The sequence below is a fragment of the Streptomyces sp. CNQ329 genome, from assembly GCF_000482585.1.
Genome location: NZ_AXVU01000019.1, coordinates 19,173 through 45,770, shown reverse-complemented (window position 1 = coordinate 45,770; position 26,598 = coordinate 19,173). Strand labels below are relative to the sequence as shown.

The 26,598-nt window shown below is 73.7% G+C and carries 21 protein-coding genes; 4 read left to right on the top strand and 17 right to left on the bottom strand.

The window, feature by feature from the left end:
* The first annotated feature begins 36 nt into the window (after positions 1 to 36).
* Positions 37 to 939 carry an aldo/keto reductase gene (locus I003_RS0114945; RefSeq protein ID WP_027772263.1) on the top strand — a complete coding sequence of 301 codons (903 nt, stop codon included), beginning with the start codon at positions 37 to 39 and terminating at the stop codon, positions 937 to 939.
* A gap of 24 nt (positions 940 to 963) precedes the next feature.
* Here the strand turns inward: I003_RS0114945 and I003_RS0114940 are convergent, their stop codons facing one another.
* Both I003_RS0114940 and I003_RS0114935 read right to left on the bottom strand, forming a co-directional pair.
* A complete protein-coding gene (locus I003_RS0114940; RefSeq protein WP_027772262.1) occupies positions 964 to 1,914 on the bottom strand; it encodes a beta-ketoacyl-ACP synthase III in 951 nt (316 codons plus the stop codon).
* Between the two features lie 155 nt (positions 1,915 to 2,069).
* Positions 2,070 to 2,918, bottom strand: coding sequence for a glycerophosphodiester phosphodiesterase family protein (locus I003_RS0114935; RefSeq protein ID WP_027772261.1), 849 nt, complete (start codon positions 2,916 to 2,918; stop codon positions 2,070 to 2,072).
* A gap of 191 nt (positions 2,919 to 3,109) precedes the next feature.
* Here I003_RS0114935 and I003_RS0114930 point away from each other — a divergent pair, with 191 nt between their 5' ends.
* Positions 3,110 to 4,288: an endonuclease/exonuclease/phosphatase family protein gene (locus tag I003_RS0114930; RefSeq protein ID WP_486584226.1), complete on the top strand. Its 1,179-nt coding sequence runs from the start codon at positions 3,110 to 3,112 to the stop codon at positions 4,286 to 4,288.
* Between the two features lie 117 nt (positions 4,289 to 4,405).
* Here I003_RS0114930 and I003_RS0114925 read toward each other — a convergent pair whose 3' ends face one another.
* The 11 genes from I003_RS0114925 to I003_RS0114875 form a co-directional block, all read right to left on the bottom strand.
* A complete protein-coding gene (locus I003_RS0114925) occupies positions 4,406 to 5,863 on the bottom strand; it encodes an FGGY family carbohydrate kinase (protein ID WP_027772259.1) in 1,458 nt (485 codons plus the stop codon).
* A gap of 21 nt (positions 5,864 to 5,884) precedes the next feature.
* Entirely contained in the window at positions 5,885 to 6,487 is a 603-nt protein-coding gene (locus I003_RS0114920) for an ATP/GTP-binding protein (protein WP_027772258.1), read from the bottom strand.
* Entirely contained in the window at positions 6,474 to 6,830 is a 357-nt protein-coding gene (locus I003_RS0114915; RefSeq protein ID WP_027772257.1) for a DUF742 domain-containing protein, read from the bottom strand. The genes I003_RS0114920 and I003_RS0114915 overlap by 14 nt, the downstream gene beginning before the upstream one ends.
* A complete protein-coding gene (locus I003_RS0114910) occupies positions 6,830 to 7,270 on the bottom strand; it encodes a roadblock/LC7 domain-containing protein (protein WP_027772256.1) in 441 nt (146 codons plus the stop codon). Before I003_RS0114910 ends, I003_RS0114915 begins: the two co-directional genes overlap by 1 nt.
* Positions 7,267 to 9,840 carry a nitrate- and nitrite sensing domain-containing protein gene (locus I003_RS0114905; protein WP_486584225.1) on the bottom strand — a complete coding sequence of 858 codons (2,574 nt, stop codon included), beginning with the start codon at positions 9,838 to 9,840 and terminating at the stop codon, positions 7,267 to 7,269. The genes I003_RS0114910 and I003_RS0114905 overlap by 4 nt, the downstream gene beginning before the upstream one ends.
* Before the next feature lie 83 nt (positions 9,841 to 9,923).
* Positions 9,924 to 11,447, bottom strand: a complete 1,524-nt coding sequence (locus I003_RS0114900) for an amino acid permease (protein WP_027772254.1) — start codon at positions 11,445 to 11,447, stop codon at positions 9,924 to 9,926.
* A 63-nt stretch (positions 11,448 to 11,510) separates the two neighbouring features.
* The gene (locus I003_RS0114895; protein ID WP_027772253.1) at positions 11,511 to 12,512 is read right to left on the bottom strand and encodes a hypothetical protein; all 1,002 of its coding nucleotides are present in this window, start codon (positions 12,510 to 12,512) and stop codon (positions 11,511 to 11,513) included.
* Positions 12,513 to 12,904: 392 nt separating this feature from the next.
* Positions 12,905 to 13,417 carry a GNAT family N-acetyltransferase gene (locus I003_RS0114890; protein ID WP_027772252.1) on the bottom strand — a complete coding sequence of 171 codons (513 nt, stop codon included), beginning with the start codon at positions 13,415 to 13,417 and terminating at the stop codon, positions 12,905 to 12,907.
* A 160-nt stretch (positions 13,418 to 13,577) separates the two neighbouring features.
* Positions 13,578 to 14,387 (bottom strand): SAM-dependent methyltransferase, encoded by an 810-nt coding sequence (locus I003_RS0114885; protein WP_027772251.1) that lies wholly within the window; start codon positions 14,385 to 14,387, stop codon positions 13,578 to 13,580.
* 176 nt (positions 14,388 to 14,563) lie between these two features.
* Positions 14,564 to 14,812 (bottom strand): DUF397 domain-containing protein, encoded by a 249-nt coding sequence (locus I003_RS0114880; protein WP_027772250.1) that lies wholly within the window; start codon positions 14,810 to 14,812, stop codon positions 14,564 to 14,566.
* Positions 14,813 to 14,814: 2 nt separating this feature from the next.
* Entirely contained in the window at positions 14,815 to 15,636 is an 822-nt protein-coding gene (locus tag I003_RS0114875) for a Scr1 family TA system antitoxin-like transcriptional regulator (protein ID WP_037720914.1), read from the bottom strand.
* Positions 15,637 to 15,960: 324 nt separating this feature from the next.
* Here I003_RS0114875 and I003_RS0114870 point away from each other — a divergent pair, with 324 nt between their 5' ends.
* Positions 15,961 to 16,209, top strand: a complete 249-nt coding sequence (locus I003_RS0114870) for a hypothetical protein (protein WP_027772248.1) — start codon at positions 15,961 to 15,963, stop codon at positions 16,207 to 16,209.
* 83 nt (positions 16,210 to 16,292) lie between these two features.
* Here I003_RS0114870 and I003_RS0114865 read toward each other — a convergent pair whose 3' ends face one another.
* The 3 genes from I003_RS0114865 to I003_RS0114855 all read right to left on the bottom strand — a co-directional run bounded on the left by I003_RS0114865 (position 16,293) and on the right by I003_RS0114855 (position 21,098).
* On the bottom strand, positions 16,293 to 16,604 hold the full coding sequence (locus tag I003_RS0114865; protein ID WP_027772247.1) for an L-rhamnose mutarotase: 312 nt from the start codon (positions 16,602 to 16,604) through the stop codon (positions 16,293 to 16,295).
* On the bottom strand, positions 16,601 to 17,362 hold the full coding sequence (locus I003_RS0114860) for an SDR family oxidoreductase (protein ID WP_027772246.1): 762 nt from the start codon (positions 17,360 to 17,362) through the stop codon (positions 16,601 to 16,603). Before I003_RS0114860 ends, I003_RS0114865 begins: the two co-directional genes overlap by 4 nt.
* 529 nt (positions 17,363 to 17,891) lie before the next feature.
* Positions 17,892 to 21,098: a S8 family peptidase gene (locus tag I003_RS0114855; protein WP_486584224.1), complete on the bottom strand. Its 3,207-nt coding sequence runs from the start codon at positions 21,096 to 21,098 to the stop codon at positions 17,892 to 17,894.
* Positions 21,099 to 21,461: 363 nt separating this feature from the next.
* Between I003_RS0114855 and I003_RS0114850 the strand changes: the two genes are divergently transcribed.
* Positions 21,462 to 22,478, top strand: coding sequence for a helix-turn-helix domain-containing protein (locus I003_RS0114850; RefSeq protein ID WP_027772244.1), 1,017 nt, complete (start codon positions 21,462 to 21,464; stop codon positions 22,476 to 22,478).
* 187 nt (positions 22,479 to 22,665) lie between these two features.
* Here the strand turns inward: I003_RS0114850 and I003_RS0114845 are convergent, their stop codons facing one another.
* Positions 22,666 to 26,475, bottom strand: a complete 3,810-nt coding sequence (locus I003_RS0114845) for a S8 family serine peptidase (RefSeq protein ID WP_051368256.1) — start codon at positions 26,473 to 26,475, stop codon at positions 22,666 to 22,668.
* Positions 26,476 to 26,598 lie beyond the last annotated feature (123 nt).

The following is a 26,598-nucleotide window of genomic DNA, read 5'->3' as shown; positions in this document are numbered from 1 at the left end:
AGGGACCGGCGGCGGTCCGAGTTGTAGCGTCGCCGCATGACGCACTCACCGACCGACCCGGCGCCGGACGCCGGCGCCGCCACGTTCGACCTCGGCGGTGACATGCCGGTCGGCCGCATCGGCTACGGCACGATGCGGCTCACCGACCACCCCGGCATTCCCCCGTCGGAAGCGGTCATCTGGGAGCCGCCGCGGGACCGGGCCGGGGCCGTCGCCGTGCTGCGCCGCGCGGTGGAGCTGGGCGCCGGGCTCGTCGACACCGCCGACTCCTACGCACTCGGTGCCGTCGAGGAGATCGTCGCCGAGGCGCTGTACCCGTACGCGGACGGGGTCGTCGTCGCCACGAAGGCCGGTCTCGCCCGGCCCGGCCCGGGGAAGTGGGTGCCGCTGGGCCGGCCGGAGTACCTGCGGCAGCAGGCGGAGCTGAGCCTGCGACGGCTGCGTACCGACTGCATCGACCTGTTCCAGTTGCACCGCGTCGACCCCGGCGTGCCGCTCGCCGACCAGGTCGGCGTGCTCAGGGAGCTGCAGGACGAGGGCAAGGTGCGGCACATCGGCCTCTCCGAGGTCGACGTCGCCCAGGTACGCGAGGCGCGCGGGATCGCCGCGATCGCCAGCGTGCAGAATCTCTACAACCTCGCGATGCGCCGGCACGAGGCCGTCGTCGACTACACCGCCGCCGAGGGCATCGCCTTCGTGCCGTACTTCCCGATGGCCGTCGGCGCGCTGGCCGCCCCCGGCGTGCCGGTCGCCGAGGTGGCGGCCGAGCTGGGCGCGACCACGGCGCAGACCGCGCTGGCCTGGCTGCTGCGGCGGGCGCCGAACGTGCTGCCCATCCCGGGTACGACGTCGCTCGGCCACCTGGCGGAGAACATGGCGGCGCGGGATCTGACGCTGTCGGACGACCAGTTCGCCCGGTTGTCGGCGCTCGGTGGCTGACCGGGCGCCGGGCCGGGACCGGCGCTACGGGCAGCGCACGACCTGGCCGGCGTACGACAGGTTGCCGCCGAAGCCGAAGAGCAGCACCGGCGCGCCGGAGGGGATGTCACCGCGCGCCACCAGCTTGGAGAACGCCAGTGGCACGCTCGCCGCCGAGGTGTTGCCCGACTCGGTGACGTCGGTGGCGACGACGGCCCGGGGCGCCCCGAGGCTGCGGGCGAGCGGCTCGATGATCCGCAGGTTCGCCTGGTGCAGCACGATCGCCGCGATCTCGCCGGGGTCCACGCCGCCGCGCTCGCAGACGCTCCGGGCGAGGGGCGGCAGTTCCTTGACGGCCCAGCGGTAGACGGCCTGGCCCTCCTGCGCGAAGACCGCGGGCGAGCCCTCGATACGTACCGCCGGCCCCATCTCGGGCGCGGAGCCCCACAGGACGGGGCCGATGGCGCCCGCATCGGCGGGACCGGACGCGGGGGCGACCACGGCGGCACCGGCACCGTCGCCGGTGAGCACGGCGGTCGAGCGGTCGTTCCAGTCGGTGACGCCCGTCAGTTTCTCCGCGGCGATGACCAGGGCGCGGCTCGCGGCGCCGGCGCGGAGGGTGTGGTCGGCCTGGGCGAGGGCGTGGGAGAAGCCGGAGCAGGCGACGTTGACGTCGATGGCGGCGGGCGAGGGGATACCGAGACGCTCGGCGACGCGGGAGGCCATGTTCGGCACCCGGTTCTCCGCGGTGCAGGTGGCGACCATGACGAGGTCGACGTCCTCGGTCTTGGTGCCCGCGCCGGCCAGCGCCTTGGCGGCGGCGTGGGCCGCCATCATGTCCACGGTCTCGTCGTCGCCGGCGACGTGCCGGGTACGGATGCCGACCCTGCTGCGGATCCACTCGTCGCTCGTGTCGACGAACGCGGCCAGGTCGTCGTTCGTCAGCACCTTCCCCGGCTGGTAGTGGCCGAGGGCGAGGATCCGCGATCCGGTCATGGGGCCGCCTCCGCATAGGTGACTGGTCGTGTGCCGCCCTTTCGAGTCTGCCGGTTGCGCCCCGGGTTAGGCAGGGGAAATCCATCAAAGCGGCGGCGCGGGTCTTTGGCGGGGTATGCCATTGCCGCGCCGCCGCCTCGTGGTCCCTGCCGTCGCTACGTGAGGGACTGCGGGTAGTCGGTGATGATGCCGTCGACGCCGAGGCCGGCCATCATGCGCATCGCGCCGGGCTCGTCGACGGTCCAGACGTTGATCTCCATGCCGAGTTGGTGGACGCGGTCGACCAGGGCCTGGTCGGTGACGGTGTACTGCGGGTTGACCTGGTCCGCCCACTCGCTCAGCGCGATCAGTTCGGCCTCGGTGGGACGGTCGGCGTCGAGGAATCCGACGGGCACCTCGGGCATGAGGTTCTTGAAGCCCTGCGCGTCGTCCGTTTCGAAGGACTGGACGCCCAGTTGCCCGTTCGCGAGCGCGCGCTCGACGTAGCGCGGACGTTCCAGCAGCAGCTCGGCGAGGTCGGCGGGCAGGCTCGCGTCGTAATGGCCGCACGGGCTGATCTCGGCGAGCAGGCCCGACCTGCCCTCGATGAGGTCGATGACCCGGTCGACGGTGATGATCGGCTCGCCGGCGTACTTGTCGGAGAACCAGGAGCCGGCGTCCAGGCCGCGCAGCTCGTCCCAGGTGAAGTCGGAGACGCGGTAGCCCGGCCTGCCGGGGTAGACCTCCTCGATGTCCGTGGTGCGCTCCATGGTGCAGTCGTGGAAGTTGACGAGCTTGCCGTCCTTCGTGCGCTGCACGTCGATCTCGACGAAGTCGGCGTCCTGGCGGACCGCCAGCCGGGTCGCGGCGGCGGTGTTCTCGGGCGCCACGCCGGAGGATCCGCGGTGGGCGATGACGTCGGGCCCGGCGGGCGCGGCCTGGGCGACGGACGCTCCGGCGAGGACGCCGGCCGTCAGGGCGGCGAGGACGGGCGCCGCTCGCAGCAGGGATCTCACGAGCTTCACAATTGACCTTCGCTCTCGTGGTGTTGGTGGTGCTGCCGAGGCTGAGGACGTGACGTTAAACAACGCGGACGATCACGTAAAGGGGCCGTGGTCGGGACATGACGATGCTTGCCCCGGGGTGCCCCGGATGCTGGGATGCGGTGTGCGCGTACGGGCCCGGCGGACGGCGGCGCGCGCGGAGAGGCGGAGCGATGCGAAGCGTACGGCGCGGCGGGAAGCTGGGCGGTCTCGTGGCGCTGACCGTGCTGGCCACGTCGCTGGCAGCCGGGTGCGGCGCGCCGGGCAGGCAGGGGCCGGAGCCGGACGACGGACGGCGGGAGCACGAGGTGCCGGGCACGGAGCGGGCGCGGGAGGGCGGGCAGGCGCGCGAGGACGGAGCCGGGCGCGGGGCGCGCGCCGTGGGCGTGGCCACGTACAACGTCTACCTCGGCGCCGACTTGACGCCCCTGTTCTCCGCGGGCAGCCGGGCGGAGCTGGTCGAGCACGCGGGCGAGGTGTACGCGGCGATGGAGGCGACCGACTTCCGCGAGCGGGCGGCGGCGATCGCGGAGCTGCTGGCGGAGCGCGGGCCGGAGGTCGTGGCGCTCCAGGAGGTGGCCCGGTGGGAGAAGGGGCCCGCCGGCGGCGCCCTGACGGTGCGCTACGACTTCCTGCGACTGCTTCTCGACGAACTCGCCGCCCGCGGCGCCCCCTACCGGGCCGTCGCCGCGAACGACAACTTCACCGGCCGGATGCCCGTCTCGGCGACCGAGGAGGCGCGGTTCACCGACCGGGACGTGATCGTCGTACGGGACGGGCTGCCCGCCTCCCGGCTGCGTACCTCGCGCCCGGTCTCCGCGGCGTACGAGGCGAAGGCCGTCCTGCCCTCCCGTATCCCCGGACTCTCCTTCGAGGTGCCGCGCGGCTGGTCGTCCGCGGACGTCACGGTCCCCGGCGGGACCTTCCGCTTCGTCAGCACCCACCTGGAGGCGTTCGGCACCCCCCGGGTACGCGCAGCCCAGGCCCGCGAGCTGGCCGGCGCGTGCGCCGGCTCGCCCCACCCCGTCGTCCTGGCCGGCGACTTCAACTCCCGCCCCACGGACACCGCCGGCGCCTACGGGATCCTCTCCCGGGCCGGCTACGCCGACGCCTGGACCGCGGCCGGCGGCGACCCGGACGGCGGCTGGACGGCGGGGCAGAGCGGGTCGCTGCTGGCGGAGAACGAGCTGTCACACCGCATCGACCACGTGCTGTTCCGGCCGGACGGCGTGCGGGCGGTCGCGGCGGAGGTGATCGGGGGCCGGGAGGCGGACCGTTCGACCCCGACGGGGTACTGGCCGTCGGACCACGCGGGCGTCGTCACCGGGCTCCGGTTCGGCGCCGGGCGGTAACGGGCGCGAGGCCGCGGCCTCCGGGGCCCGTGCGCCGGGACCCGGACCGGTCGGCGCCCTCCGGGCACCGCCGTCCGCCGGCCGTGCGGCGGGCCCGGTCGCCGCGTCCGCCGCCGGTCAGGGGGCCGGCGTGTCCTGCCGCGGCAGCGCCGCACCCGCGGCGGTACGCCAGCGGTCGAGGAACTCCTCCGCGCGCGCCCGCGGCCAGCGCGGCTCGTACGTCCTGCCCGGCGTCCACCGCGGCACCGCGTCCGCGGCGGGCAGCTCCGGCTCCAGCGCCATCCGGGCCAGCGCCGCGGCGCCGAGCGCGGTGGCGTGCGGCGAGGGGTAGACCTCGACGGGCACCTGCGAGAGGTCTGCCTGCGCCTGCATCAGCGTGCGGCTGCGGGTCAGCCCGCCGTCCACCCGCAGCCGGGTGAGCGGGCCGCCGAGGTCGGCGGCGACCAGTCCCGTCACCTCCGCGACCTGCGCGGCGACGCCCTGCAGCACGGCGAGCACCAGGTGCTCGCGACGGCTGGCCAGCGTCAGCCCGGCGAACGAAGCGGTCGCCTCCGAGCGCCACCAGGGCGCGGCGAGCCCCGCGAACGACGGCACGCACACCACCCCCGCGGCATCCTCCGCCGCCACCTCGTCCAGCTCCGCGGCGGAGCCGACCAGGCCCAGCTCGGTCAGCCAGCGCACCGCGGAGGCGGCGGTGTACACCTGCCCGTCCACGCAGTACGGGGTGGCGCCGCGGGCCCGCCAGGCGACCGACGTGGTCAGCCCGGAGCCGGAGCGCACCGCGGCCTCACCTGTGTTGGCGAGCAGGAACGCCCCGGTCCCGTACGTGCACTTGGCGGTGCCCGCGGTCAGGCAGCCCTCGCCGAAGAGCGCCGCCTGCTGGTCGACGACGAGGCCGGCGACCGGCACCTCGGCGCCGAAGGCGGCGGTGGTGCCGGCCACCTCGTCGCAAGCCACGAGCCGCGGCAGCTCCGCGGGGTCGAGGCCGAAGAGGGCGACCAGCTCGGGGTCCCAGTCGGCGGCGTCGAGGTCCATGAGCAGCGAGCGGCTCGCGGTGGCCACGTCGGTGACGTACGCGCCGGTGAGGTGGTGCAGCAGCCAGGTGTCGGTGGTGGTGACGACCCCCTCGCGGGCGCCGTTCTCGCGCAGCCAGGTCATCTTCGGCGCGGAGAAGTACGGGTTGAGCACCAGCCCGGTGCGCCGGGCGACCCACTCGGCGGCGTCCGCGCGCGCGTCGCACTGCCGCTGCGCGCGCGAGTCCTGCCAGCTCACCGCCCGCGACAGCGGCTTGCCCGAGGCGCGGTCCCAGGCGAGGACCGTCTCCCCCTGGTTGGCGAGCGCCACCGCGTGCACCGGGCGGCCCGCCGCCTCGACGGCCTGCCGCCCGGCGGCCAGCACCGAGGCCAGCAACTGCTCCGGATCCTGCTCCACCCCGCCGCCCGGCAGGTAGTCGGGCGTCACCGGCACCTCGGCGACGGCGAGGATGCCGCTGCCGTCGCCGTCAGGAGCCTCCGCGTCGACGACGAGGGCCTTGGTGCCGGAGGTGCCCTGGTCGATGGCGAGCACAGTCGTCATGGCGGGGCGGGCCTCCTACGTTCACTGGGCGTGGGCGGGTTCCGCGGACGCGATCAGATGGTCCATCAGGGCGAGCAGGACACCGCGTACCGACTCGCGCCGGCGGGCGTCGAACAGGACGATCGGGGTGCTGGGCTCCTTGAGGCAGAGCGCGTCGCGGATCTCCTCCGGATCGTAGTCCTGTTCGCCGTGAAAGCAGTTGGCCGCCACGACGAACGGCAGATCACGGCTCTCGAAGAAGTCGACGGCGGCGAACGAGCGGTCCAGCCGCCGGGTGTCGACGAGCACGACGGCGCCGAGCGCGCCGCGCAGAAGGTCGTCCCACATGAACCAGAACCGCTCCTGGCCGGGCGTGCCGAAGAGCATCAGCACCGCCACGTCCAGCGTGATCCGGCCGAAGTCCATGGCCACGGTGGTGGCGGACTTCTGCTCGATGCCGGAGAGGTCGTCCACCCCCACGCCGGCGACGCTCAGCCGCTCCTCCGTGCGCAGCGGCGTGATCTCGCTGACGGAACCGACCGCCGTGGTCTTGCCGACCCCGAACCCGCCGGCCACGAGGATCTTCACAGGGGGGAGGTAGGCACCCCAGACGGCGTCCGGGGCCCCGGTGTCAGGCTCGCTCAAGGCCGCTCCTGATTCGTCGGAGGAAGTCGATGTTCATGGCGTCCGGATCGCTCATCGGCGGTCTGTGCTCGATGAGCCCCTGCTCCAGCAACTGGGCGAGGAGGACGGCGGTGGGTGTGAGCCGCATCTCGAGACGGGCCGCCAGCTCGGCCACGGCGATGCCGGGCCCGGCGCAGAGCCGCAGGATCGTCTGCCACTCCGCCGGAATGCTGCGCGCGTCGTCGGCCAGCACGGCGGCGCGGACCGTGGAGTGCATGGTGAACTGCTCGCCGGGTGCCCTGTCGGTGCGTGATCCGGTGAGCGCGAACGTCCGCGTTCTGCGCGTTCCCCGTGGCTCGCTCATTACCGGATGCGGGTCCTGCGGGCCCCGACGCCGAGCTGGTGCTTGAAGGCGCGGGCGACACGGACGGTCTCGCGCATGGCGAGCCCGATGGACTCCGGTCCTGAGGTGTAGACGACGAGGGTGCTGCCGTTGCCGCAGGCGGTGAGGATGAGGTGGCTGTTCTGCATGGTGATGTTCAGGTGCAGCACGGACCCGCCGTCGACGGGCATCGACAGCCCGTCGGCGAGGCTGGCGAGGCCGGAGCAGGCGGCGGCGATGGTCTGGACGTCGTCGCGGCTCCAGTCCAGGCCGTAGCCGCAGAGGGCCAGACCGTCGTCGGCGAGCAGCACGAAGCCGGTGAGGTCCGGCACGAGTTGCAGGTTGTTGCGGAGGTTGTCGAAGACCGCCGCGTCCTCCGGGCTCGCGGGGATGACGTTCTTCACGTGCCTGAGGCTGCTCATCGGTCGCTGTCCTCCGGGTCGGTCAGGGCTTCCTGAAGCTGGGTGAACGCCGACTCGATGCTGTCGAGCGGACGTCGGTCCATGGCGGTGGCGGGCCGGCGCCTGCCGTCGCGCAGTTGGCCGGCCATGCTGGTGCCGGGTACGCGCTGGGGCAGCCCGGCGGGGCGGCCGGGCGGGGGTGCCGGGTCGGCCTCGCGGGGCGGTTCGGCCGCGGTCTCGGGGGTGCCGGGGACGGGCAGGTGCAACTCCTCGGTCGTTTCGTACACCGGTTCCGCCGGTTGCGGGGCCGGTTCGGGGCGGGGCTTCCCGGTGCGTACGGGCAGGGGTTCCGCGGCGCGTACGTGCTCGGAGTCCTGCTGCTCCGCGGGGATCTCGGACTCGGCGCGGGGCGCGGGTTCCGCCGGCGCCGAGGGGCGGGCCGGGCGGCGGGTGGGCAGGCTGTGCCGTTGCGGAGGCGGTGCCTCGTTGTCCGCGGAGCGGGCCGGTGCCACCCCGCGCGCCGGGTCGACGGGGCTCAGGGGACCCGCCTGCCCGCCGGCACGCGACGGCTCGCGGCGTACCAGCCCGGCCGCCGTCGTCTCGCGCCGCTTCGCGGGCCGCGGCCCGGAGCGCGAGGGCAGCGGCCTGCGTACCGGGGTGCGGTCCTCCAACTGCTCGGGCGCGCCGGTCAGCAGCGCGGAGGGCACCAGCACCACCGCCAGCACGCCGCCGAAGCGGCCCTGTTGCAGGGTGACCCGTACCCCGTGGCGCTTGGCCAGTTGCCCGACCACGAAGAGACCGAGCTGGTCGGAGGACTTGGCCAGTACCGCGTACGGCGGCACGTCCAGCAGCCGTCCGTTGAGCGCCTCGAAGTACCAGTTCTCCGGGGCCCGTCCTTTGTCCTCCACCTCGATGGCGACGCCGGTGGCGGTGTGGGTGGCGCGGACGAAGACCTCGTAGCCGCTGGGCGAGTAGGTGGTGGCGTTCTCGATCAGCTCGGCGATCAGGTGCGTCAGCTCCCCCGCCACCTCGGGCAGCACCCACGCCTCGGCCTGGAACTCCTTGGTGACCTGGGCGAAACCGCGGGACTCGCCGGCCGCGTCGACGATCAGGTTGGCGATGTGCACGGGCTCGGTGTGCGGGCCCACGACCGACCCGCCGGAGAGCACCAGCAGGTTCTCCAACTGGCGGCGCACCCGGACGGTGAGGTGGTCCAGCTCGTACAGCTCGGACAGCAGCGCCGGGTCGGTGTCCGCGTAGCGGTGCTGCAGCTCGTCCAGTGTGCGCAGCAGGGCGAGGATGAGCGTGACGGACCGCATCGTGACGCCCTCGGCGAACTTCTCGAAGCCGAACCGTTCCTCGTGCACCAGCCGCGCCGCCTCGACGACCTCCTCCGCGAGCCGGGCGACGACGTTGGAGATCTCGCCGAACTCGTCGGTGGCGGCGACCTGACCCGGCAGTACCGACAGGTCGACGTCCTCGCCGCGCTGCAACCGCACGATCATCTGCGGAAGCTGCCGGCGGGCGACGGCCAGCGCGCTGGAGCGCACCTCCTCGGCCCGGCGCACGATGGTGCGGCTGATCCACAGCACGACGCCGAGGATGATCGCGGCCAGCAGGACACCGCCTGCCAGGGTGGCGTAGGCCGTCAGCCGCAGATCGCCGGCCCGGTCCTCGGCGTCGTCGGCCAGCGCCTGGATCCGGGCGCCGGCCAGTCCGGCGAGGCTCGGGCCGAGGCGCTCGTAGGTCTCCTGCCACCCGTCGGCCGCGGCGGGCAGCTCCACGGGGCTGCCGGAGACGCGGCTCACGCCCAGCACCGCCTCCTCGATACGGGACTTCTCGGCCCACTCGGCGGAGGTGGTGATGGCCTCGAAGCGGGCCTTCTCGCCCGGGGGCAGCAGCGGTCCGGCCATCATCTCGTACGCGAACCACTGCATGCCGACGGACTTGGCGAAGCGGGAGTGGTCCGCGGCGGGCAGCCGGCCGTCCCGCGCCCCGGCGAGCAGGGTGTCCTGGATCGCCATCGCCTCGCCGGCGTGCAGCAGACCGGCCAGCGGGCGGGAGCCCTCCGCGAGGTTGCCGTCATGGGCGCGCAGCCGGGTGTGCACGGTGATGATCTGCTCGATGGCGAGGGTGTACGCCTGCAGCGCCTTGTCCCGGCCCTCGGTGCGCTCGGCGGCCCGTTCGCGCACCGCGCCGAGCGTCGCGACGCCGCGCAGGGCTGCTGCCAGCGGCGCACGGGCCGCCTCGTCGGGGGCCTCCTCGGCCACCTCGCGGAGCGCGAAGGCGGCCTCGTCGGTCAGGGCCTGCTGGTTGCCGAGCTGGGCGGCGTTGACCGGGCCGTGGGCCCAGTGCAGCGCGGTCATCCGGCGCTCGGCCTGCAGTTCGGCGAGGAGCGCGAACGACGGCTGCTGAAGCCGGTCGAGGGTGTCGGCGTAGTCCTGCACGGCTCCGGCCCGGTTCAGCTCCCGGACGGCGCCGGTCGCGGCGAGGACCGCCAGCGCCGCCGCGACGACCGCGGCCAGGATGCGAAGGAGCGTACGCAGGCGCATGGGGCGCCGGGCTTGGGCGGTGGGAGTGGTTGCGGACATCGGACCTCACGGAGCGCTGGTCGTTTGGAGTCGGGGCGGCGCGCCGGACCGCCGCCGGTGCTGCGGCGGCGGTCCGGCGCGCGTCACACCAGGTCCTTGCCGAGCTCTGCCATCTCGGGGTCGGCGGTGTAGACGGGTGCCTTGTACGAGCGCCGGCCGGCCGCCCACCACGAGACGGTGGCGAGCAGCAGGACGGCGGCCAGGGCCACCGAGGCGTAGTTGAACGTGTCCACGGTGACCGGCGACGCCTGCGGCAGGCAGAAGATCACCGTGATCACGGCCACCCAGCAGACCGCGACCCAGCCGATCAGCGAACTCCACTTGCCCAGGTTCCACGGCCCGGGCACGAAGCGGTTCTTCGCCCGCAGCCGCAGATAGATGGGGATGGCGTAGGCCGGGGTGATGCCGATGACGTTGATGGCCGTGACCGCGCCGTACGCGGTCGCCGAGTACAGCGACGGCAGCGCCAGGCAGAAGGCGACGGCGACCGACAGCATGACCGCCCGGGTGGGCACGCCGGTGCGCGGTGAGACGCGGCGCCACATCGTGGAGCCGGGCAGCGCACCGTCGCGGGAGAAGGCGAAGACCATGCGCGAGGTGGCGGCCGTCTCGGCGTTGCCGCAGAAGAGCTGGGCGCAGATGACGATGAGCAGCAGGGCCTTGGCCCCGCCCTCGCCGATGGCGTCGATGAAGATCTGCGCGGGTGGCACGCCGGTCGCGGACTCCTGGGTGCCGACGTAGTCCTGGATGGCGAAGGTCAGCCCGGCCAGCAGCACGAAGCCGGCGACCCAGGAGACCCAGATCGCCCGGACGATGCCCTTGGCGGAGCTGACCTGCGCCTGGGTGGTCTCCTCGGAGAGGTGGGCGGAGGCGTCGTAGCCGGAGAAGGTGTACTGGGCGAGCAGCAGTCCGATGGCGGTGACGTAGAACGGGTTGTTCCAGCCGGTGTCGTTGGTGAACTCGCCGAAGACGAAGCCGGCGGACTGGTGGTGGTCGGGGACGATGACCAGGACGCCGACGATGATGGCGACGCCGGCCAGGTGCCACCACACGCTGATGGAGTTGAGGATGCTCACGACGCGCACGCGCAGCAGGTTCAGCGTCATGTGCAGCACGAGGATGAGCGCGAAGATCAGCAGCGTCTTCTCGGCGGTGGGCTCGAAGCCCCACTGGAGGTTGAGGAACGCGCCGACGAACAGGGCGCAGCCGTAGTCGATGCCGGCGATGGCGCCGAGCAGGCCGAGGAGGTTGAGCCAGCCGGTGTACCAGCCCCAGCGGGGGCCGCCGAGCTGGTGGGCCATGTAGTAGAGCGCACCGGAGGTCGGGTACGCGCTGGTCACCTCGGCCAGGCCCATGCCGACGCAGAGCACGAAGAGGCCGACCGCCACCCAGCCCCACATCATGACGGCCGGGCCGCCGGTGCTGAGCCCGAAGCCGTACAGGGTCATACAGCCGGAGAGGATCGAGATGACCGAGAAGGAGATGGCGAAGTTGCCGAACGGACCCATGCGCCGCGCGAGTTCCGGCTCGTAGCCGAGATCACGGAGATGGGCGTCATCGTCCTTGCGCCGGGACGTGCCGGCGGTGCTGACCGGCGCTGGTGACATGGAGTGACCTCCGATTGGGGAATGTCAGGGGCATGACAGGCAAACCGGACGCGGGCGCCGGGGTCACCCGCTGCCGAGGGCCGTCGAGCGGGCACGTAAGAACTCGGCCTCGGCCAGGTCCTGCCGGTCGGGGTCGTCGGTCACGTAGGCCCAGGGCAGGAGGGTGGCGTACGGGCCCAGGCCGGTGAAGACGCGGGCCGCCTCGGAGAACCGGCGGGCGGCGCTGAGCGCGTGGGCCAGGTGGTTGAGGTCCAGCACGGAGCGCACGTCGGCGTTCGTGAGGTCGAACCAGCCGTCGAGGGCGCGCAGCGTGTCGCGCATGATGTCCTCGCGGGACCACTGGCGGTGCACGAGCGCGTCGCCGCGTCCGCGGCGGCGCTCGAAGTGGTAGTGCTCGGCGTGCGCGTAGAGCGGGAGCACGAGGAGCGGGGAGGCCAGCGGGGCCCAGGAGCCCACCCAGCGGGCGAAGTCCATCGCGTGCGCCTGCGAGCCGCCGGTGGCCGCACAGATCTGCAGCACGCGGTGGTACGCCTCGCGGTTGTGCTGATTCCGCTTGACGACCTCCTCCAGCAGCCCCCACGGCCCGTACGGCAGCAGGTTCTCCGGCGGGGCCACCCGGTGCTCGGGACGCTGCTGCCGCACGTCGACCTGCGCCAGCGCCAGCAGGCACACCCACGGCACCGGGTCGCCGGGGTGCAGCAGCGCCGCCTCCCGGCACGCCTGCCGCGCGTCCTCCTCCAACTGGCCGGCGCTGGGGTGCCGTTGCCGGTGCGCCTGGACGGCCCGCCCCACGGCGACCCGGGCCAGCATCATCCGCGCGTCGGCGCTCTCCGGCTCCTCGTCCAGCCAGATCTGCACCACCGCGGACTTGGCGGCCACCACGCCGAGCACCTGTGACCGGGCGGTCCGCACCGCCCAGTCGGCACCGGTACGGGCCAGCAGTGCGCGCATGGACATCCACCGGCCGACACGCAGGTCGTCGACCACGGCCCGCAGGTCCTCGTCAAGCCCGGCGAGATGGTAGACGGGCCGGAAACCCCCGCCGCGCCCGGAACCGCGGGCCATCACCACCCCCCGCGCGGCGCGCGGCGACGTGCGCCACGGCCGGGAGAAGGCGACGGGGGGCGGCGCGTGAGGACTAAGTGGGTGCACCTCGGCGACTGCCATGCGATGTTCATCGAAACCTCGGGCACGCGCACGGGGTGGTGCATGAAACTGGTGCGCGGCTTTCCAACGGGCGTTCCTGATGGGGTCGAGTGGATCGTAGCGACACGAGGGCCCTCTGGGTAATCCACCCCGGAATGTTGCCGACTAGCAACTCAAGGTCTGGACCACCAACCGCCGTCCGCCGCGTGACACATGGCGCATGTCGGGCGCGGCGGGGACGTCGGCGCCCTCCGCTCCCCCGCCCCGGCGCGGTCCTCGCGGTGGCCCTGCGCGGACCGTGAACCGTCCCGTCACACCCCGGGCTCGCCGCCGGCCACCTGTTTCGCGTACCGGTGGCACGGCACCGTCACCGGGCCTTCCCGGCCCTCCGCCCGGTAGTCGAACGGCCCCTCGTCCTCCCACCCCTGGCGCGCGTAGAACCGGCGCGCACGTGCATTGCCCGTGACGACCGCCAGCCACACCCGGCCGTGGCCGCGCTCCGCCACCCGCCGCTCCCCCTCCGCGAGCAGCAGCGCCGCGACGCCCGTGCCGCGGTGCTCCGCCGCGACGAAGAGCTGCTCCACCTCGTCGCCCACGGCGGTCACGAACCCCGCGATCTGACCGCCGACTTCCGCAACCGCCGTCTCCGGCAACCGCGCCGCCGCCCGGGCGGCGAACGACTCCGGGGTGCGCATCGCCACCAGATCGTCCGAGACGTGCCCCAGATGAGCGTCCCGCCACGCGCTCTCCCAGATCCGCGCCACCGCCGCCGCGTCCCCGGGGCGGGCGGGCCGCAGCGTCGGCCCCTCGTCGTGCGTCGTCATGCCCCCACGCTAACCGCGGGACACGGCATCCGCCTCGGCAGGCCGCGGAAGATCGCCGGAGCGGCGTACGGCGCCCGTAGCGCGGCGGCACGCGACGCGAACGGGCCCGGCACGACGCCCGGCACAGCGGGAAAGGGCCGGCCCGGACACCGGACCGTGGTCAGGACTTGCGGGCGACGCCGCCGTAGACGTCCGTGGGCTCCGGATCGGTGCCGGCCTCCGGCCGCCACAGCGGGCAGGACACTATCCCCGGCTCGATCAGCTCCAGACCCTCGTAGTACGCGCTGATCTCATCCGGTGTGCGCAGGACGTACGGGATGGCGCCGGTGTCGTCGTAGCCCTGCTGGGCCTCCTGGAGCGCCTTGTCGGTCGCCGTGCTGTCGTAGTGGACGAAGTAGCTGCCGGAGGGCAGAGCCGCATGCAGGCGGCGCACGATGGAGATGGCCTCGTCGTAGTCCTGGATGTGGCCGAGGATCCCCATCAGCATCAGGGACACGGGCCGGGAGAAGTCGAGAGTCTTCTGCGCCTGTTCCAGGATCGTCTCGGGCTTGTGCAGATCGGCGTCGACATAGGTGGTCACACCCTCGCGGGTGCTGGTCAGCAGAGCCTCGGCGTGCCGCAGCACTAACGGGTCGTTGTCGACGTAGACGATGCGCGACTCCGGTGCCAGCCGCTGGGCGACCTGGTGGGTGTTGTCATAGGTCGGCAGGCCGGTGCCGATGTCGAGGAACTGGCGGATGCCGGCCTCGCCCGCCACATGGGTCACGGTGCGGATGAGGTAGTCGCGTGACGCCCGGGCCATCGTCTCGATGTTCGGGGCGATCTCCCGGTACTCGTCACCGGCCTGCCGGTCGATCGCGTAGTTGTCTTTACCGCCCATCCAGTAGTTCCAGATCCGGGCCGAGTGCGGCACGGTGGTGTCGATCTTGGCGAGGGCCCCCTCGGCGGGGGTGGACCGGCCTTCTGCCATCGGGTATCTCCTGCCCTGCGGCGCGCTTCTGCCGCCGCCTAACGTACTGTCACTTCACGGTGCTGCGAGGGGTGTTCAGCCGGGTCCGCGGGAGCGGATCGGGGCGGACGCAAGGCGTCCGCCCGTCGTCCGCCGCGATCCGCGCGTCCGCGGCCGGTCAGGTGCCGGCCGGTCCGTCAGTCGACGAGGTAGTCGGCCCGGCCGTCCTTGGCGCCTTCGAGGAAGGCGGCCATCTCTTCACGGGTGTAGATGAGGGCCGGGCCGGTCGGGTCGGTGGACTGGCGCAGCGCGATGCGGCCGTCGGGCAGCCGCTTGGCCTCGACGCAGCTCCCGCCGTTGGTGCCGCTCCAGGGCTTCTCCCAACCCTCGGTACCGAGTTCGGTTGCGCGGACGCCGCTGCGGAAGGTGGGGGGATCGGCTGGCATGGTCAGTACTCCTTACGCATCTCCACCAGGCGTGACCTGGTCCGGTCCACCGGATCGGCCTGGACGGCCATCCGGTCGAGTGTTTCCAGATACCCGACGACGTCCTCGGGCTGTTCCACGTAGACCGCGCCGGTGAGGTTCTCCGTGTAGACGATGTCGGGCAGTTCGGTGAAGCCGAAGCGGAAGTAGTGGAACGGCCCGAACGCGCCCGGATGCGGCCCGGCCGAGAACGGCATGATCTGCAGCTTCACGTTCGGCAGTTCGATGGCGTCGATCAGCCGGTCTATCTGAGCCCGCATCACCTCGCTCCCGCCGACGGGCCGGCGCAGCACCGACTCCTCCAGCACGGCCCACATCGCGGGCGCCGTGGGCGAGGTCAGCAGGTCCGCGCGGGTCGTTCGCAGCGTCACACGCCGCTCGATGTCCTCGTCCGGCTCGTTGGGAAAGCCGATGCGGAAGAGCGTGCGGGCGTAGTCCGCGGTCTGCAGCAGGCCGGGGACGTAGTGCGGCTCGTAGATGCGGATGACGGTGGAGTCGGTCTCCAAACTCACGTACGCCCGGAACCAGTCGGGAAGCACGTCGCGGTACTTGTACCACCACCCGGGCTGGTTGGCCTCCTTGGCCATCCTGAGGAAGTCGTCGGTCTCGGCGCCGGAGACGCCGTAGAGACGCAGCAGCTCCCGCACGTACGGGATGCGCAGGCCGACTTCGGCCTTCTCCATCCGCCGCACCGTCAGCGGCGTGACGTCGATGGCCTCCGCCGCCCGGTCGAAGCCGACCCCCGCCTTCTCCCGCAGGTGCCGCAGCCGTTTGCCCAGGACCATGCGCAGCACGGTCGGGGCGCTCCCGCCACCCGAGCGTGTTTCGCTCACTCCTGACCTCCCGGCACGGCTCGTTCCCCCGGGAGTGTGTCACGGCGGGCATGAGGGTGACAGGGGTGGGTCGCACACATTCTGAAATTATCAGGGCGATGCTTGCGGACTGCTGTTGTCGGCCGCCATAGTGAGAGACCTGCCGGCATGCCGACCGCGCTCATGCCCCCACCGCGGTCCGGCCGCACGGCAGTTGGCGACTCCGGGACCCGTCGGCCGACCACCGCCGGGAGGGGGCACATCCTCGACCGCGTACATATCTCCGAGGAGCGCATCGTGAGCAGCACACTGGGCCTCGGCCTGGGGCACGAACGCCATCCGTTGCTGGGCAAGCTCGTGCTGGACCGGACCTCCGGCCGCACAGGCGTGCTCCGCGCCATCTGCCCCGAGCCCGAGACCCGCACGGTGTGGTCGGCCCCCCTGCTACGACCGGTCGCAGGCCCCCGGATGGCCTGGCTGGTCCCGGTGGGCGGCGGGGTCGAGTGGACGACGACCCCGGACGCCATCGAGGAAGCGACCGCCTGAGGGGGCCGCAGCACGGACACACGACGATCCCGGCCGCACCTTCCGGCGCGGCCGGGCCCTGTGTCCGGTGCCGCCCGGAGAGCTCAGAGTTCCCAGACGACGGGAAGGCCCGCCCCGGCGCCTTCGTCGCTGTAGTCGTGGACGACTTCCAGAAGTTCGGCCATGCGGGACTGCCAGGCGACGTTCACCGGAAGCTGTTGAAGTTCGGCGAGGAGGCGGCCGTAGTCGTCGCACTCGATGAGGTGGAAGAGATCGGTGCCGCTGCGCCAGATGGTCCAGGAGGTCGCACCCGCCCCGCGGATGGCCGCGGTCAGCTCTGCGGGGACCTCGCGGTGGGCGGCTTCGTACTCCTCGATGCGGTCGGCGCGGACCTGGGTGCGCAGGGCGATCCTCATCGGCCGGGCTCCGGTGCGCGCAGGCGCAGGCCCTGCATGCCGCCGTCGACGGCCAGCGCCGTGCCGGTGACCGAGGCGGCGGCCGGACTGGCGAGGTAGGCGACGGCCGCGGCGACCTCGTCGGCGGTGACGAGCCGGCCCATGGGCTGGCGGGCGTGGAGTGCGGCCCGTTCGGCGGCAGGGTCGGGGGCCTGGTCCAGCAGCCGGCCGACCCAGGGGGTGTCCGCCGTCCCGGGGTTCACGCAGTTGACGCGGATACCCTCGCGCACGTGGTCCGCGGCCATCGCCAGCGTCAGGGACTGCACGGCGCCCTTGGTGGCGGAGTACAGGGCCCGCTGCGGGAGACCGGCGGTGGCCGCGACGGAGCAGGTGTTGACGATCGCGGGGTGGGCCGAGCGGCGCAGGTGGCGCAGGGCGACGCGGGTGGTGCGGACGACACCGAGCAGGTTGACGTCCAGGACGCGGTGCCATTCGGCGTCGTCGTTGTCCTCGACGGTACCGACGGCACCGATGCCGGCGTTGTTGACCAGGACGTCGATGCCGCGCAGGGCGCCGGCCGCGTCGCGGACGGCGGTGACGACGGAAGCGTCGTCGGAGACGTCCGCGCGGTACCCGCGCAGGGGTTGCGGTATGTCGTCGGGGTGGAGGTCCAGGACGGCGACCTGCGCGCCGCGCTCGGCCAGCAGCCGCGCGGTGGCCAGTCCGATCCCCGAAGCCCCGCCGGTCACCACGGCCTTGAGCCCGTCGAAGTCCTTCATGCTGAAGCGGCCTCCTGTCATCCGACGATTCTCCAGGCGGGCACGGGCCCGTTGGGCGCGGCACACCTAGGCACGTAGCACGATCTGCATATTTACCAGATCAGTCGATGCCTGCGACACCCCGCAGCCGAAGTTCCGATGCCCGCCGGCTTCATTGGTCGGATCTCTGGTCCGGGAAACGCCGGGGCCGAAGGCCTGCGGGCAGGGCGGCGAGAGGTGACGGCGAAGGAGGCCGCCGCGCCCCCCGGCGCGGCGGACGACCAACAGGGGCGCCCGGCCGCGGGACGGGCCGGGCCGCGTGCCCGCGGGGCGCGGCATCGGCGTCCCGCGCCGCGGACACACCGCCATCGTAGGCCCGTCCGGCGCCGTCGGGGCGGCGCTGCCGTCGCTGATCCTGCGCCCCGCCGGCCGCGCACGTGCTCCACCGCGACCTGGCCGGGGCCCCGCGCATCGCCCCGGCGGAGCGGGGGGCCGCTGCGCCCGCCGGTCACGCAGCGGCCCCCGTCACCGTCGCCGCCCCCGGTGCGTCTCAGCGCACCGGGTAGGCGTCGACGATGGTCTGGTCGACGGACCGGCCCTCGGCGGCCGAGCCCTCGACACGTACGGAGACGGAGTCACCCGCGCGCAGCCGCACCCCGGGCGCCGTGCCCCGCACGGAGCCGTCCGGCAGGGGCACGGCCAGCATGCGGTGCCACCGGCCGCCTCCGTCGGTGGACACCCACAGCCGCAGCGTGCCGTTCTCCTCACGCCAGTCGGTCGGGCTCTCGGAGGACACCAGCCGCGCCCCCAGTACCAGCGGTACGCCCGCGCGCAGCGTGCCGTCGTCGCGGGTCGGCGGCCGGTAGTCGACGGTGAGCAGCCGCGGCTTCACGGCCTGCCCGCCGGGCCCGGGCCCGTGGGAGGGGAAGGTCCACCTGGTGTCCGTCCGGGTGCCGATCGGCAGCCGCGCGGTGTCCGGGCGCGAGGTGTGCTCCAGGCGGAACGTCGCCGGCTCCGGCGGGACGTCGTAGTACGTGCTCGCGGGCCCGCGCGGCGGCACTTCGACCCCGTCGCGGTACAGCCGCCGGCTCCCGGTGCCCAGCGCGTCGCTGTCCTTCACCTCACCGTGGTGGGTGCCGTCGCTCAGGTGGCGGAAGGGCAGCGAGATGCTGCCGCCGTAGTGGACGCCGGAGACCACCGTCGGTGCCGCTCCGCGGAACCACACGGGTGAGCGCCGCTCTCCGGACTCGTACGTCGTCGTCGCCTCGCACAGCGAGGTGTCCGCCGCGGACGGTGCCGCCACGCAGTGCCGCCAGCTCACCTCCGGGCCGGCGGTGACCAGTTCGGTCCTGCGCTGCGGCACGTCCAGCGGCTCACTCATGGAGTAGCCGGCGGAGATCCGGGAGGAAGAGACGGTGCGGGTCTCGGTGTACCGGTCGGGGCGGCCGAGCAGCGAGCGGTAGTCGGACGTCAGCCGGGCGAGGTCGCGGACCTCGGCGCGGGAGACCTCGTAGGCCGGCGGGTCGGCGACCGTCTCGCCGCCGAGCACCAGTGCGTACGCATCGGCCTGCCGGGCGCGCTCCGGGCCCGCCGCGTCCAGCCGCCAGCGGGTCTCGAACGCCACGGTGCCGCTCTCCACCGGCCCGGTCGGCTGCAGGAAGACCCGGCCGTTCTCGACCTCCGCACCGCCGGCGTAGATGCCGTCGCCGATGCCGATGCCCTTCTTGGCGTCCCTTCGCTGGTAGTGGACGGAGACGTGCCCGACCCGGGTGTCGGCGCCCGCGACCCGCGCGGGCCGCAGTTGCTTCGCCCTGCGGGCGTCGATGGTGTACTCCATGTCACGGTCGAGCATGACCTCGGGCGAGCCGGCGAACGCGACCGTGGCCGGGGAGCCGTCGCGCGCCGGGGTCTCCACCTTCGCCATCACGCTGAGCGACCCGGGCAGCAGCCGGGCGGTGCCCCGGCCGTTCTCGTCCAGGTGCACGGTCTGGGAGCCGCCACCGCTCACCGGGCGGTAGTCGTCCATGTTGGCGAGCCACACGGTGCCGCCGGCCCAGGGCTCGCCGTCGCGGTCGAGTACGGTCAGCCGGATGTCGTGCCGGGGCGCCTCGATGTAGGCGTTGAACGGCAGGGTGACGGTGTCACGGCCCTCACGTTCGACGACGACACCGCCCGCGTAGACGCGCGGCTGCACCGTACCGGGGTCGAGCGTGGCCGTGATCGTCTGCTGCTCACCGGGGGCCACGGTGACCTGGGCGGGGCTGAGGGTCAGGAGGCCGTCGGGCGCCTGATCACCGTAGACGTCGCGGGCGTTGTCGGAGAGGTTCAGGTGCTCGGGCCCGGTGCCCTCGTTGGTGACGGAGAACTCGACGGACCGCGGCGCGCTGCCGCCCGGGTGGCGGAGGTAGCCGAAGTCGACATTGCCGCGGTCGAAGACGAGGGTGTCGGAGAGGGCGCCGGGCACGTCGAGCATGCCGGAGCCGGCGACCTGCGACACCGTTCTGACGGGGTCGCCGTCCGCGGTGGTCATCAGCGCGGTCTTCACCCGCTCCCAGTTCCAGCCGGGGTGCTTCTCCAGCAGCAGCGCGGCGGCGCCGGCGACGTGCGGCGTCGCCTGCGACGTGCCGTTCATCGTCGTGTACGGGTCGGCCGTGCCGCCGCCCGAGCGGGCCGCGGTGATACCGGAACCGGGCGCCATGAGGTCGGGCTTGGCGCGGTACGAACCGAGGGTCGGCCCGACGCTGGAGAAGTGCGCCGGCTTTCCGGTGGGGACCGCGGCGCCCACGGTCAGCGCGCTGTCCGCGACGCCCGGCGACTGGATGGTGGCACCGAACGGGCCGGAGTTGCCGGCCGCCGCGACGAACAGGGTGCCGGTCTTCGCGGTGAGCGCGTCCAGCGCGAGCGCGACCGGGTCGCCGCCCGCCGCCGGCTGTGCACCGAGGCTGAGATTCGCGATCTCGGCACCGTGCCCGGCGGCCCACTCCATGCCCGCGATGACCCAGGACGCCTGCCCCCGGCCCTCCCCGTCGAGCACCCGGGCGTTGAGCAGCCGGGCGCCGTGGGCGACGCCGCGCCGGACGCCGTCCGCCGCCGCACCGGTGCCGGCGACGAGGGACGCGACGTGCGTGCCGTGGCCGTTCGGGTCGCCGGTGGTGCCGCTGCCGGTGAAGTCCGCGGCTGCGGAGACCTGTCCGCGCAGGTCGGGGTGGTCGGCATCGATGCCGGAGTCGAGCACGGCGACGTCGACGCCGGCGCCGCTCAGGCCGCTCTCCCATGCCTCGGGGGCGCCGATCATGCCGAGGTTCCAGTCCAGTTCGGCGGCCCGGACCTCGCGGTCGAGCCACACCTTCGTCACGCCGGCCGCGGCGCGGGGCCCGGCGGGGGCGGCGAGCCGCTCGGCGAAGCCGGCGGCCGCGCCCTTGGGTACGTCGACGGCGGTGGCGTCGATGCTGGGCAGCCTGCGGGCGCCGGTCGCCTCGTCCAGCGCGGCCAGCGGGCGGGGGCCGCGGACGATCAGCGGGAGGGTGTCGGTGGCCGCGTCGTCGTAGTCCATCGCGGCGAGCGCGGTGACGTTGAACAACTCGGTGTCCAGGACCTCGGGAACCAGGCCGGCGACCGCGTCGGGCACGACGTAGACGTCGCCGTCCTCGTACAGGGTCGTGAACGACGTGCTTGCCACGCCGCGCCCCGCGGGCGCCACCGAGACGGTGGGACGGCCGTCGGCGACGGGGCCGAGGGTGACGGTATCGCCGGTCATGAGCGTGACCTCGGTGCCGGGGCCGGCCTGCCCCGCGGTGCCCCCGTCCGGGCCGGCCGAGGCGCTCGCCGAGGTCCCCGTGGCCGCCGGGGCGGCGGGGGCGGACGCCGCCGGGTGTGACACTGACGATTCCGGGAGCGCTGTCGCTAGAGAGGGCACGGAGGCCAGCAACGTGGCGAGGCAGCCGAGCACGGCGGCGCGGACGGACAGGTGACGCCGGGACGAACGATGCATGACTCGGGTTGTAGCCCGCCCGTCCGGCGCCAAGGAAGCGGTTTCCGTTGGCGACTTATCGCCATGTCGGCCATTGGCCAGACAGGGCGTACGACGGCGGAGGCCCGTGCGGAAGGAGCGTGAGAGACGGTGCTGGAGCCGGCAGGCGTCGAACCGACGGAAGAACGGGTGTACCGGCTGCTGGTCGGGCTGCACGGCGCGGACGCGGAGTCCGTGGCCGGGGAACTGGGTCTCGACCGGCGGCACGCGGAGTCGCTGCTGACCTCGCTGCGGGAGAAGGGACTTGTCAGCGGACCGGAGCAACGCCCGGGCGGCTCCGGACGCTTCGTGCCCGTGGCGCCGGACGTGGCCCTCGGGCCGCGGCTGCTGCGCGGGCAGGAGGCGCTGGAGCGGGCCAGGCAGGGGGTGACGGAGCTGGCCGAGGAGTTCCGGGCCGGCGGCCGGCGCCGCGACGCGCGGCAGCTCGTCGAGGTCGTCACGGGCGTGGCGGCGATCCGGCAGCAGATACGCGACCTCGCGTACGGCGCACGGAAGGAGGTGCTGGCGCTGTGCAAGGCGGGGCACGTCGCGATGCCGTCGGAGGACAACGACGAGGAGTTCGAGATGCTCGCCAAGGGCGTGCGCTACCGCGTGATCTACGAGCGGGCGCTGCTGGAGGAGCCCGGGATGCTGGGCAACGTGGCCCTCGGCGTCCGCGCCGGTGAGGAGGCGCGCGCGGCGAGCACGCTGCCGGTGCGGCTGATGATCGCCGACGGGGCGCTGGCCCTGTGCCCTCTGGTACCGAACGCCGACAGCAGGTTCGGTGAGCCGACGGTGGCGGTGGTGCGCAGCAGTGCGCTGCTCGACGCGCTGATCGCGCTCTTCGAAAGCCAGTGGGCCGCGGCCTCGCCGCTGCAGGTCACCGGGGCGGGCGAGCTGTCCGGGCTCGGCGACGGCGCCGGAGCGGCGGGGCCGGCGCTGGCGGAGGACGAGCGCTATCTGCTCTCGCTGGTGGTGGCGGGACTGGCGGACAAGGCGATCGCCACCCAGCTCGGTATCAGCCAGCGCACGGTCCAGCGGCGGCTGCGGGACATGATGAGCCGGGTGGGTGCGGACACCCGGGCGCAGTTGGTGTGGCAGGCGGCCCGGCGCCACTGGCTGCCGTGACGGCGGTCCGGGAGGGTGCGTGCGGCTGAGCGCGGGCCCGCATCCGTGGAGAGGGCGCATGCCGGCGTGCGCCCGTGCGGCAGGCGTGCCCGTACGGCACGGGCGCCCGCGCGGGTGCGTACGGGCAGGGCGCGGCGCCCGCACCGGTGCGGCCGGTTCCCTCCGGCCGCACCGGTGACGGAGGGTGTCACTTCAGCGCGTAGGCCCGCTTCACCGTCTGCTCGACGCTGTTGCCGGCGTCGTCCCACGCCTTCACGCGCAGTGAGACGAAGCCGCCCTCGTCACCCACCGAGGGGTGCCGCAACCAGACCCGGCCGCCGCCTTCCCACCAGGGCGTCACCGCCGCGTCCTGCCAGGTGGCGCCGTCGTCGAACGACGCGGAGACCTCCATTCCCTTGATGCGCCGCCCGTCGAGGCCGTCCTGGTGCCGCGCCGTGATGCCGATCGGCACGAGCCGCCCGCCGGGCGCCGCGCCGCGCGCGTCGGTCGGCACGTCGTAGTCCACCTGCACCAGCGGCAGCAGTTCCTGCTCGCCCGCCGCCGGGCTGCCGGCCGCGAACGACCAACTGGTGCGCGTGCTCACGCCCGTGCGCCACTCGGGGGTGGTCCGGTCGACCGCGAGGTCGAGGCGGTACGTGCCCTTTCCGCCGCCGCCCGCGGGGAACGCGCCCCACGCCGTACGGCCTTCGGCCAGCTTCTCGCCGTCCCGGTACAGCGTGGCCGACGCCTCGTCCGCCGGGGTGCCGTCCCAGTCGCCGCCGTCCAGCCGGCTGTAGTGGCCGTCCTGGGAGTCGGCGAACTCCGGGATCCGGATGGTGAGCTGGTCGCCCTCGCGGTAGGAGGTCAGCCCTTCCACGCCCCGGGGGATCGCGGGACGTACCACGGGCGCGTACCAGGACTCGTCGATCCGCTGGCCCGCACGATAGCTGCGCGCCTCCTGGATCATGCCGCCGGCCAGCGGGTTGAACGTGTCGTAGGTGTAGCGGTGGTGGACGTTGTGGCGCCAGAGGGTGTCACCGGCGCTCACGTACTCGGTTCGCTCGTGCGGGGTGGGCACGTGCCGCTGGTACTGGTTGATCGCCGTTCCCATCCACGGCCGCCAGCCGAAGCGCTGCTCCTTCGTCCAGGGATTGCCGCCCAGGTCGCGGTAATCGGTCCGGACGGTGGCGGTGTTCGAGCCGGTCACCCGGTGCACCACGCGCTCGGGCACCCGCTGCTTCGCCACCTGCATCACGTCGTACAGGTACGGGCTCGACGGCGTGCCGCGCAGCTCGACGGTCGCCCGGCCCGCGGCCAGCGCCGCACGCAGCTCCTTGCCCACGTCGTAGCGGACCATCGCGCCCACCGCGGGCAGCCGGTCACCGCCGGGCCGCCACACGCTCCAGCCCGCGGAACCCTCCGGGCAGACGACGATGACGTAGCGCGCCCCCGCGGCGGCGGCGCGGCGGACCGCGTCCTCGTCCTGCGGGGAGTCGCCGTCGACCAGTACGGCGGCGTCGGCGAGGCCGTCGTCCCCGCCGAGGGCCGCGAAGTCGGCCTCCGTGCCGGCACCGGCGTCGACCAGCGGCAGCCGCCGGCTGCCGTCCAGGGCCGGCGAGCGGCCCATGAGCCGTACGTCCTCGATGTCCTTGCGCCCCTGCGCTCCGGGGCCGCGGAGGGTGCCCGTCAGCATCGGGGCCTCCAGCTGCCAGCGGGAGGAGACCTCGAAGACGCCCTCGCGGGCCTTGGCGGTCGGCGTCACGTAGAGCTTACGGCCGTCGACGCTGAACTCCATGTGCCCGTGGGAGATGCTGCGGGTGCCGAACTCGCGGTGGCTGTAGAAGCTCATGACGGCCTCCTGCACCGCCGGCTTCGGGGTCTCGATCCTCACCTCGTTGGCCTCGCGGGCGTCGAGGACGACCTCCATGTCGCCGTCCACCGTGAGCTGCGGGTCGACGATGAGGCTGTCGACGCTGCCGCCGGGGATCTTGTCGGAGATCACCCCGTGCAGGAAGTAGTCGCCCTCCGGCACCTCCACGGTCAGCGACCGGCCCTCAGGGAGGTACGTGATGACGTCGTAGCGGTCGTCCTCGCCGAAGAGCGTGACGGGGTTGACGAAGGCGGGCTGGCCGGAGCGGTCGATGCCGCGCAGCGTGACGGTGCGCGTGGGCGCCTCACGGACGGCGCCGATGGTGGTGTGGGCGGCGGTCTCGCCGGTGGTCGCGGTGACGTACCCGCCGTAACGGCCGGGGTTCAGCCCCGCCGGGTCGAGGGTGACGGGGACGGTCGCGGTGGCGCCCGCGGCGATCTCGACCGTGTCGCCGTCCGGCAGCCCGACGGCGTCGGCCGGGACCGGCGCGCCGCTCGCGGCCCGCAGTGAGGCGGCGAGTTGCAGCGTCACAGGCGCGTCGGAGGCGTTGGTGTACGTGATCTCGCGCCGGATCGGCGCGCCGCCCTCGTCGACGCTGCCGAAGCCGAGGGTGCCGGTGGCGTACACCTGCTGGGCGTCGGCGCGGGCGGCGTCCACGCGCCCGCCACCCTGTTGGTAGACCGTCAGGTCGTCGTGCCGCTGCGCGGTGCTGACCAGAGCGTCCTTGAGCTGCTGCGCGGTGTAGTCGGGGTGGCGCTGGGCGATCAGCGCGGCGGCGCCGGCGACGTGCGGCGCCGCCATGGAGGTGCCGGAGGCGGCGGTGTAGAGATCGTCCACGGGCGTGCCCATGGCGGTGCCGGCCGCGCGGGCGGCGACGATGTCCACGCCGGGGGCGGTGATGTCGGGCTTGACGGCGAGGTCGCCGACGCGCGGGCCGCGGCTGGAGAAGCCCGCCAGCGACTCGTCGCGGTCGACGGCGCCGACGGTGAGGGCCGCGTCGGCGGCGCCGGGTGAGCCGACGGTGGCCGAGCCGGGGCCGCTGTTGCCGGCCGAGGCGACGAAGAGCGTGCCGGTCTCCGCGGTCAGCCGGTTCAGACCGAGGCTCAGCGCGTCGGTGCCGTCGGTGGGCGCGTCGGTGCCCAGGCTCATGTTGACCACGTCGGCCCCGGCGTTCGCGGCCCACTCCATGCCGGCGAGCACCTGCGACTCGGAACCGAAGCCGTCGTCGCCGAGCACCTTGCCGACCAGCAGCCGGGCACCGGGGGCGACGCCCTTGCGGGTGCCGCCGGAGCCGGCTCCGGTGCCGGCGACGGTGGCCGCGACGTGCGTGCCGTGGCCGAAGGCGTCGCCGGTGGTGGGGCTGTCGGAGAAGTTGCGGGCCTCGTCGACCTTGCCCGCCAGGTCCGGGTGTTCGGCGTCGACGCCGGTGTCGAGCACCGCGACGGTGACGCCCTCGCCGTCGTGGCCGCCCTGCCACACCCCGGGCGCGCCGATCTGCGCCACGCTGCGGTCGAGCGACGCGCTGACCTTGCCGTCGAGCCAGATCCGCGCGATGCCGCCGGCGAGCTTCGGCTCGGCCGCCGTCCGGGCGGTGCCGCGGTCGTCGTCGACCGCCTCCCAGAAGCGGCCTGCCTTGTCCTTGCCGGCCTCGACGGCGCGGGCGTTGAGGCTCGGCAGCGCGGCGCCCGTCCGGACGCCCGGCAGCTCCGCGGCGTCGGCGGTGCGCGCGCCCTTCGCGTACGACACGATCAGCGGGATCCGCTTGCTCTGCCCGTCGGCGTAGCCCTGCTCGATCAGTTCCGTGACGTTGAACAGGTCGCGGTCCAGGGCGCCCGAGCCGACGAAGGGCACCGCGTCGGAGGGGATGACGTGCAGGTCGCCGTCGATGTCGAGCTGCTCGAAGCCGCCGCCTGAGCCGGCGCCTTCGCGTGGCGTCACGGTGGCGGCCTGCCGGCCGTCGGGGAAGCGCTCAAGCCGTACGCGATCGCCGGTGACGAGCGTGACGACGCTGAGCGAGGAGCCGGACGCCCGGTCCGGGACCGTCGCGCCGCCGGGTGAGGCGGCTGCGGGGGTCGCGGAGGGCGCCAGCGTGACCAGGAGCGCGCCCGCGGTGGCGAGCGCCGGCAGCTTTATTCGTCGTAGAGGCACGGGGACAGCTTTCGGTCCTTACGGGCCGGCTGTCACGATCTCCGCCCTGCCGGGCTTGCGACATGTCGCCTGTACGACAGACCGGCACGGGCCGTCCCCCGGGCCCTCCGCGGCGGTCGTCAG

Bases quoted from the DNA above. Each gene is read 5' to 3' on its own strand.
- I003_RS0114945 (WP_027772263.1), top strand. From the start codon at position 37: ATGACGCACTCACCGACCGACCCGGCGCCGGACGCCGGCGCCGCCACG.
- I003_RS0114940 (WP_027772262.1), bottom strand. From the start codon at position 1,914: ATGACCGGATCGCGGATCCTCGCCCTCGGCCACTACCAGCCGGGGAAG.
- I003_RS0114930 (WP_486584226.1), top strand. From the start codon at position 3,110: ATGCGAAGCGTACGGCGCGGCGGGAAGCTGGGCGGTCTCGTGGCGCTG.
- I003_RS0114925 (WP_027772259.1), bottom strand. From the start codon at position 5,863: ATGACGACTGTGCTCGCCATCGACCAGGGCACCTCCGGCACCAAGGCC.
- I003_RS0114915 (WP_027772257.1), bottom strand. From the start codon at position 6,830: ATGAGCGAGCCACGGGGAACGCGCAGAACGCGGACGTTCGCGCTCACC.
- I003_RS0114910 (WP_027772256.1), bottom strand. From the start codon at position 7,270: ATGAGCAGCCTCAGGCACGTGAAGAACGTCATCCCCGCGAGCCCGGAG.
- I003_RS0114905 (WP_486584225.1), bottom strand. From the start codon at position 9,840: ATGTCCGCAACCACTCCCACCGCCCAAGCCCGGCGCCCCATGCGCCTG.
- I003_RS0114900 (WP_027772254.1), bottom strand. From the start codon at position 11,447: ATGTCACCAGCGCCGGTCAGCACCGCCGGCACGTCCCGGCGCAAGGAC.
- I003_RS0114895 (WP_027772253.1), bottom strand. From the start codon at position 12,512: ATGGCCCGCGGTTCCGGGCGCGGCGGGGGTTTCCGGCCCGTCTACCAT.
- I003_RS0114890 (WP_027772252.1), bottom strand. From the start codon at position 13,417: ATGACGACGCACGACGAGGGGCCGACGCTGCGGCCCGCCCGCCCCGGG.
- I003_RS0114885 (WP_027772251.1), bottom strand. From the start codon at position 14,387: ATGGCAGAAGGCCGGTCCACCCCCGCCGAGGGGGCCCTCGCCAAGATC.
- I003_RS0114880 (WP_027772250.1), bottom strand. From the start codon at position 14,812: ATGCCAGCCGATCCCCCCACCTTCCGCAGCGGCGTCCGCGCAACCGAA.
- I003_RS0114875 (WP_037720914.1), bottom strand. From the start codon at position 15,636: ATGGTCCTGGGCAAACGGCTGCGGCACCTGCGGGAGAAGGCGGGGGTC.
- I003_RS0114865 (WP_027772247.1), bottom strand. From the start codon at position 16,604: ATGAGGATCGCCCTGCGCACCCAGGTCCGCGCCGACCGCATCGAGGAG.
- I003_RS0114860 (WP_027772246.1), bottom strand. From the start codon at position 17,362: ATGAAGGACTTCGACGGGCTCAAGGCCGTGGTGACCGGCGGGGCTTCG.
- I003_RS0114855 (WP_486584224.1), bottom strand. From the start codon at position 21,098: ATGACCGGCGATACCGTCACCCTCGGCCCCGTCGCCGACGGCCGTCCC.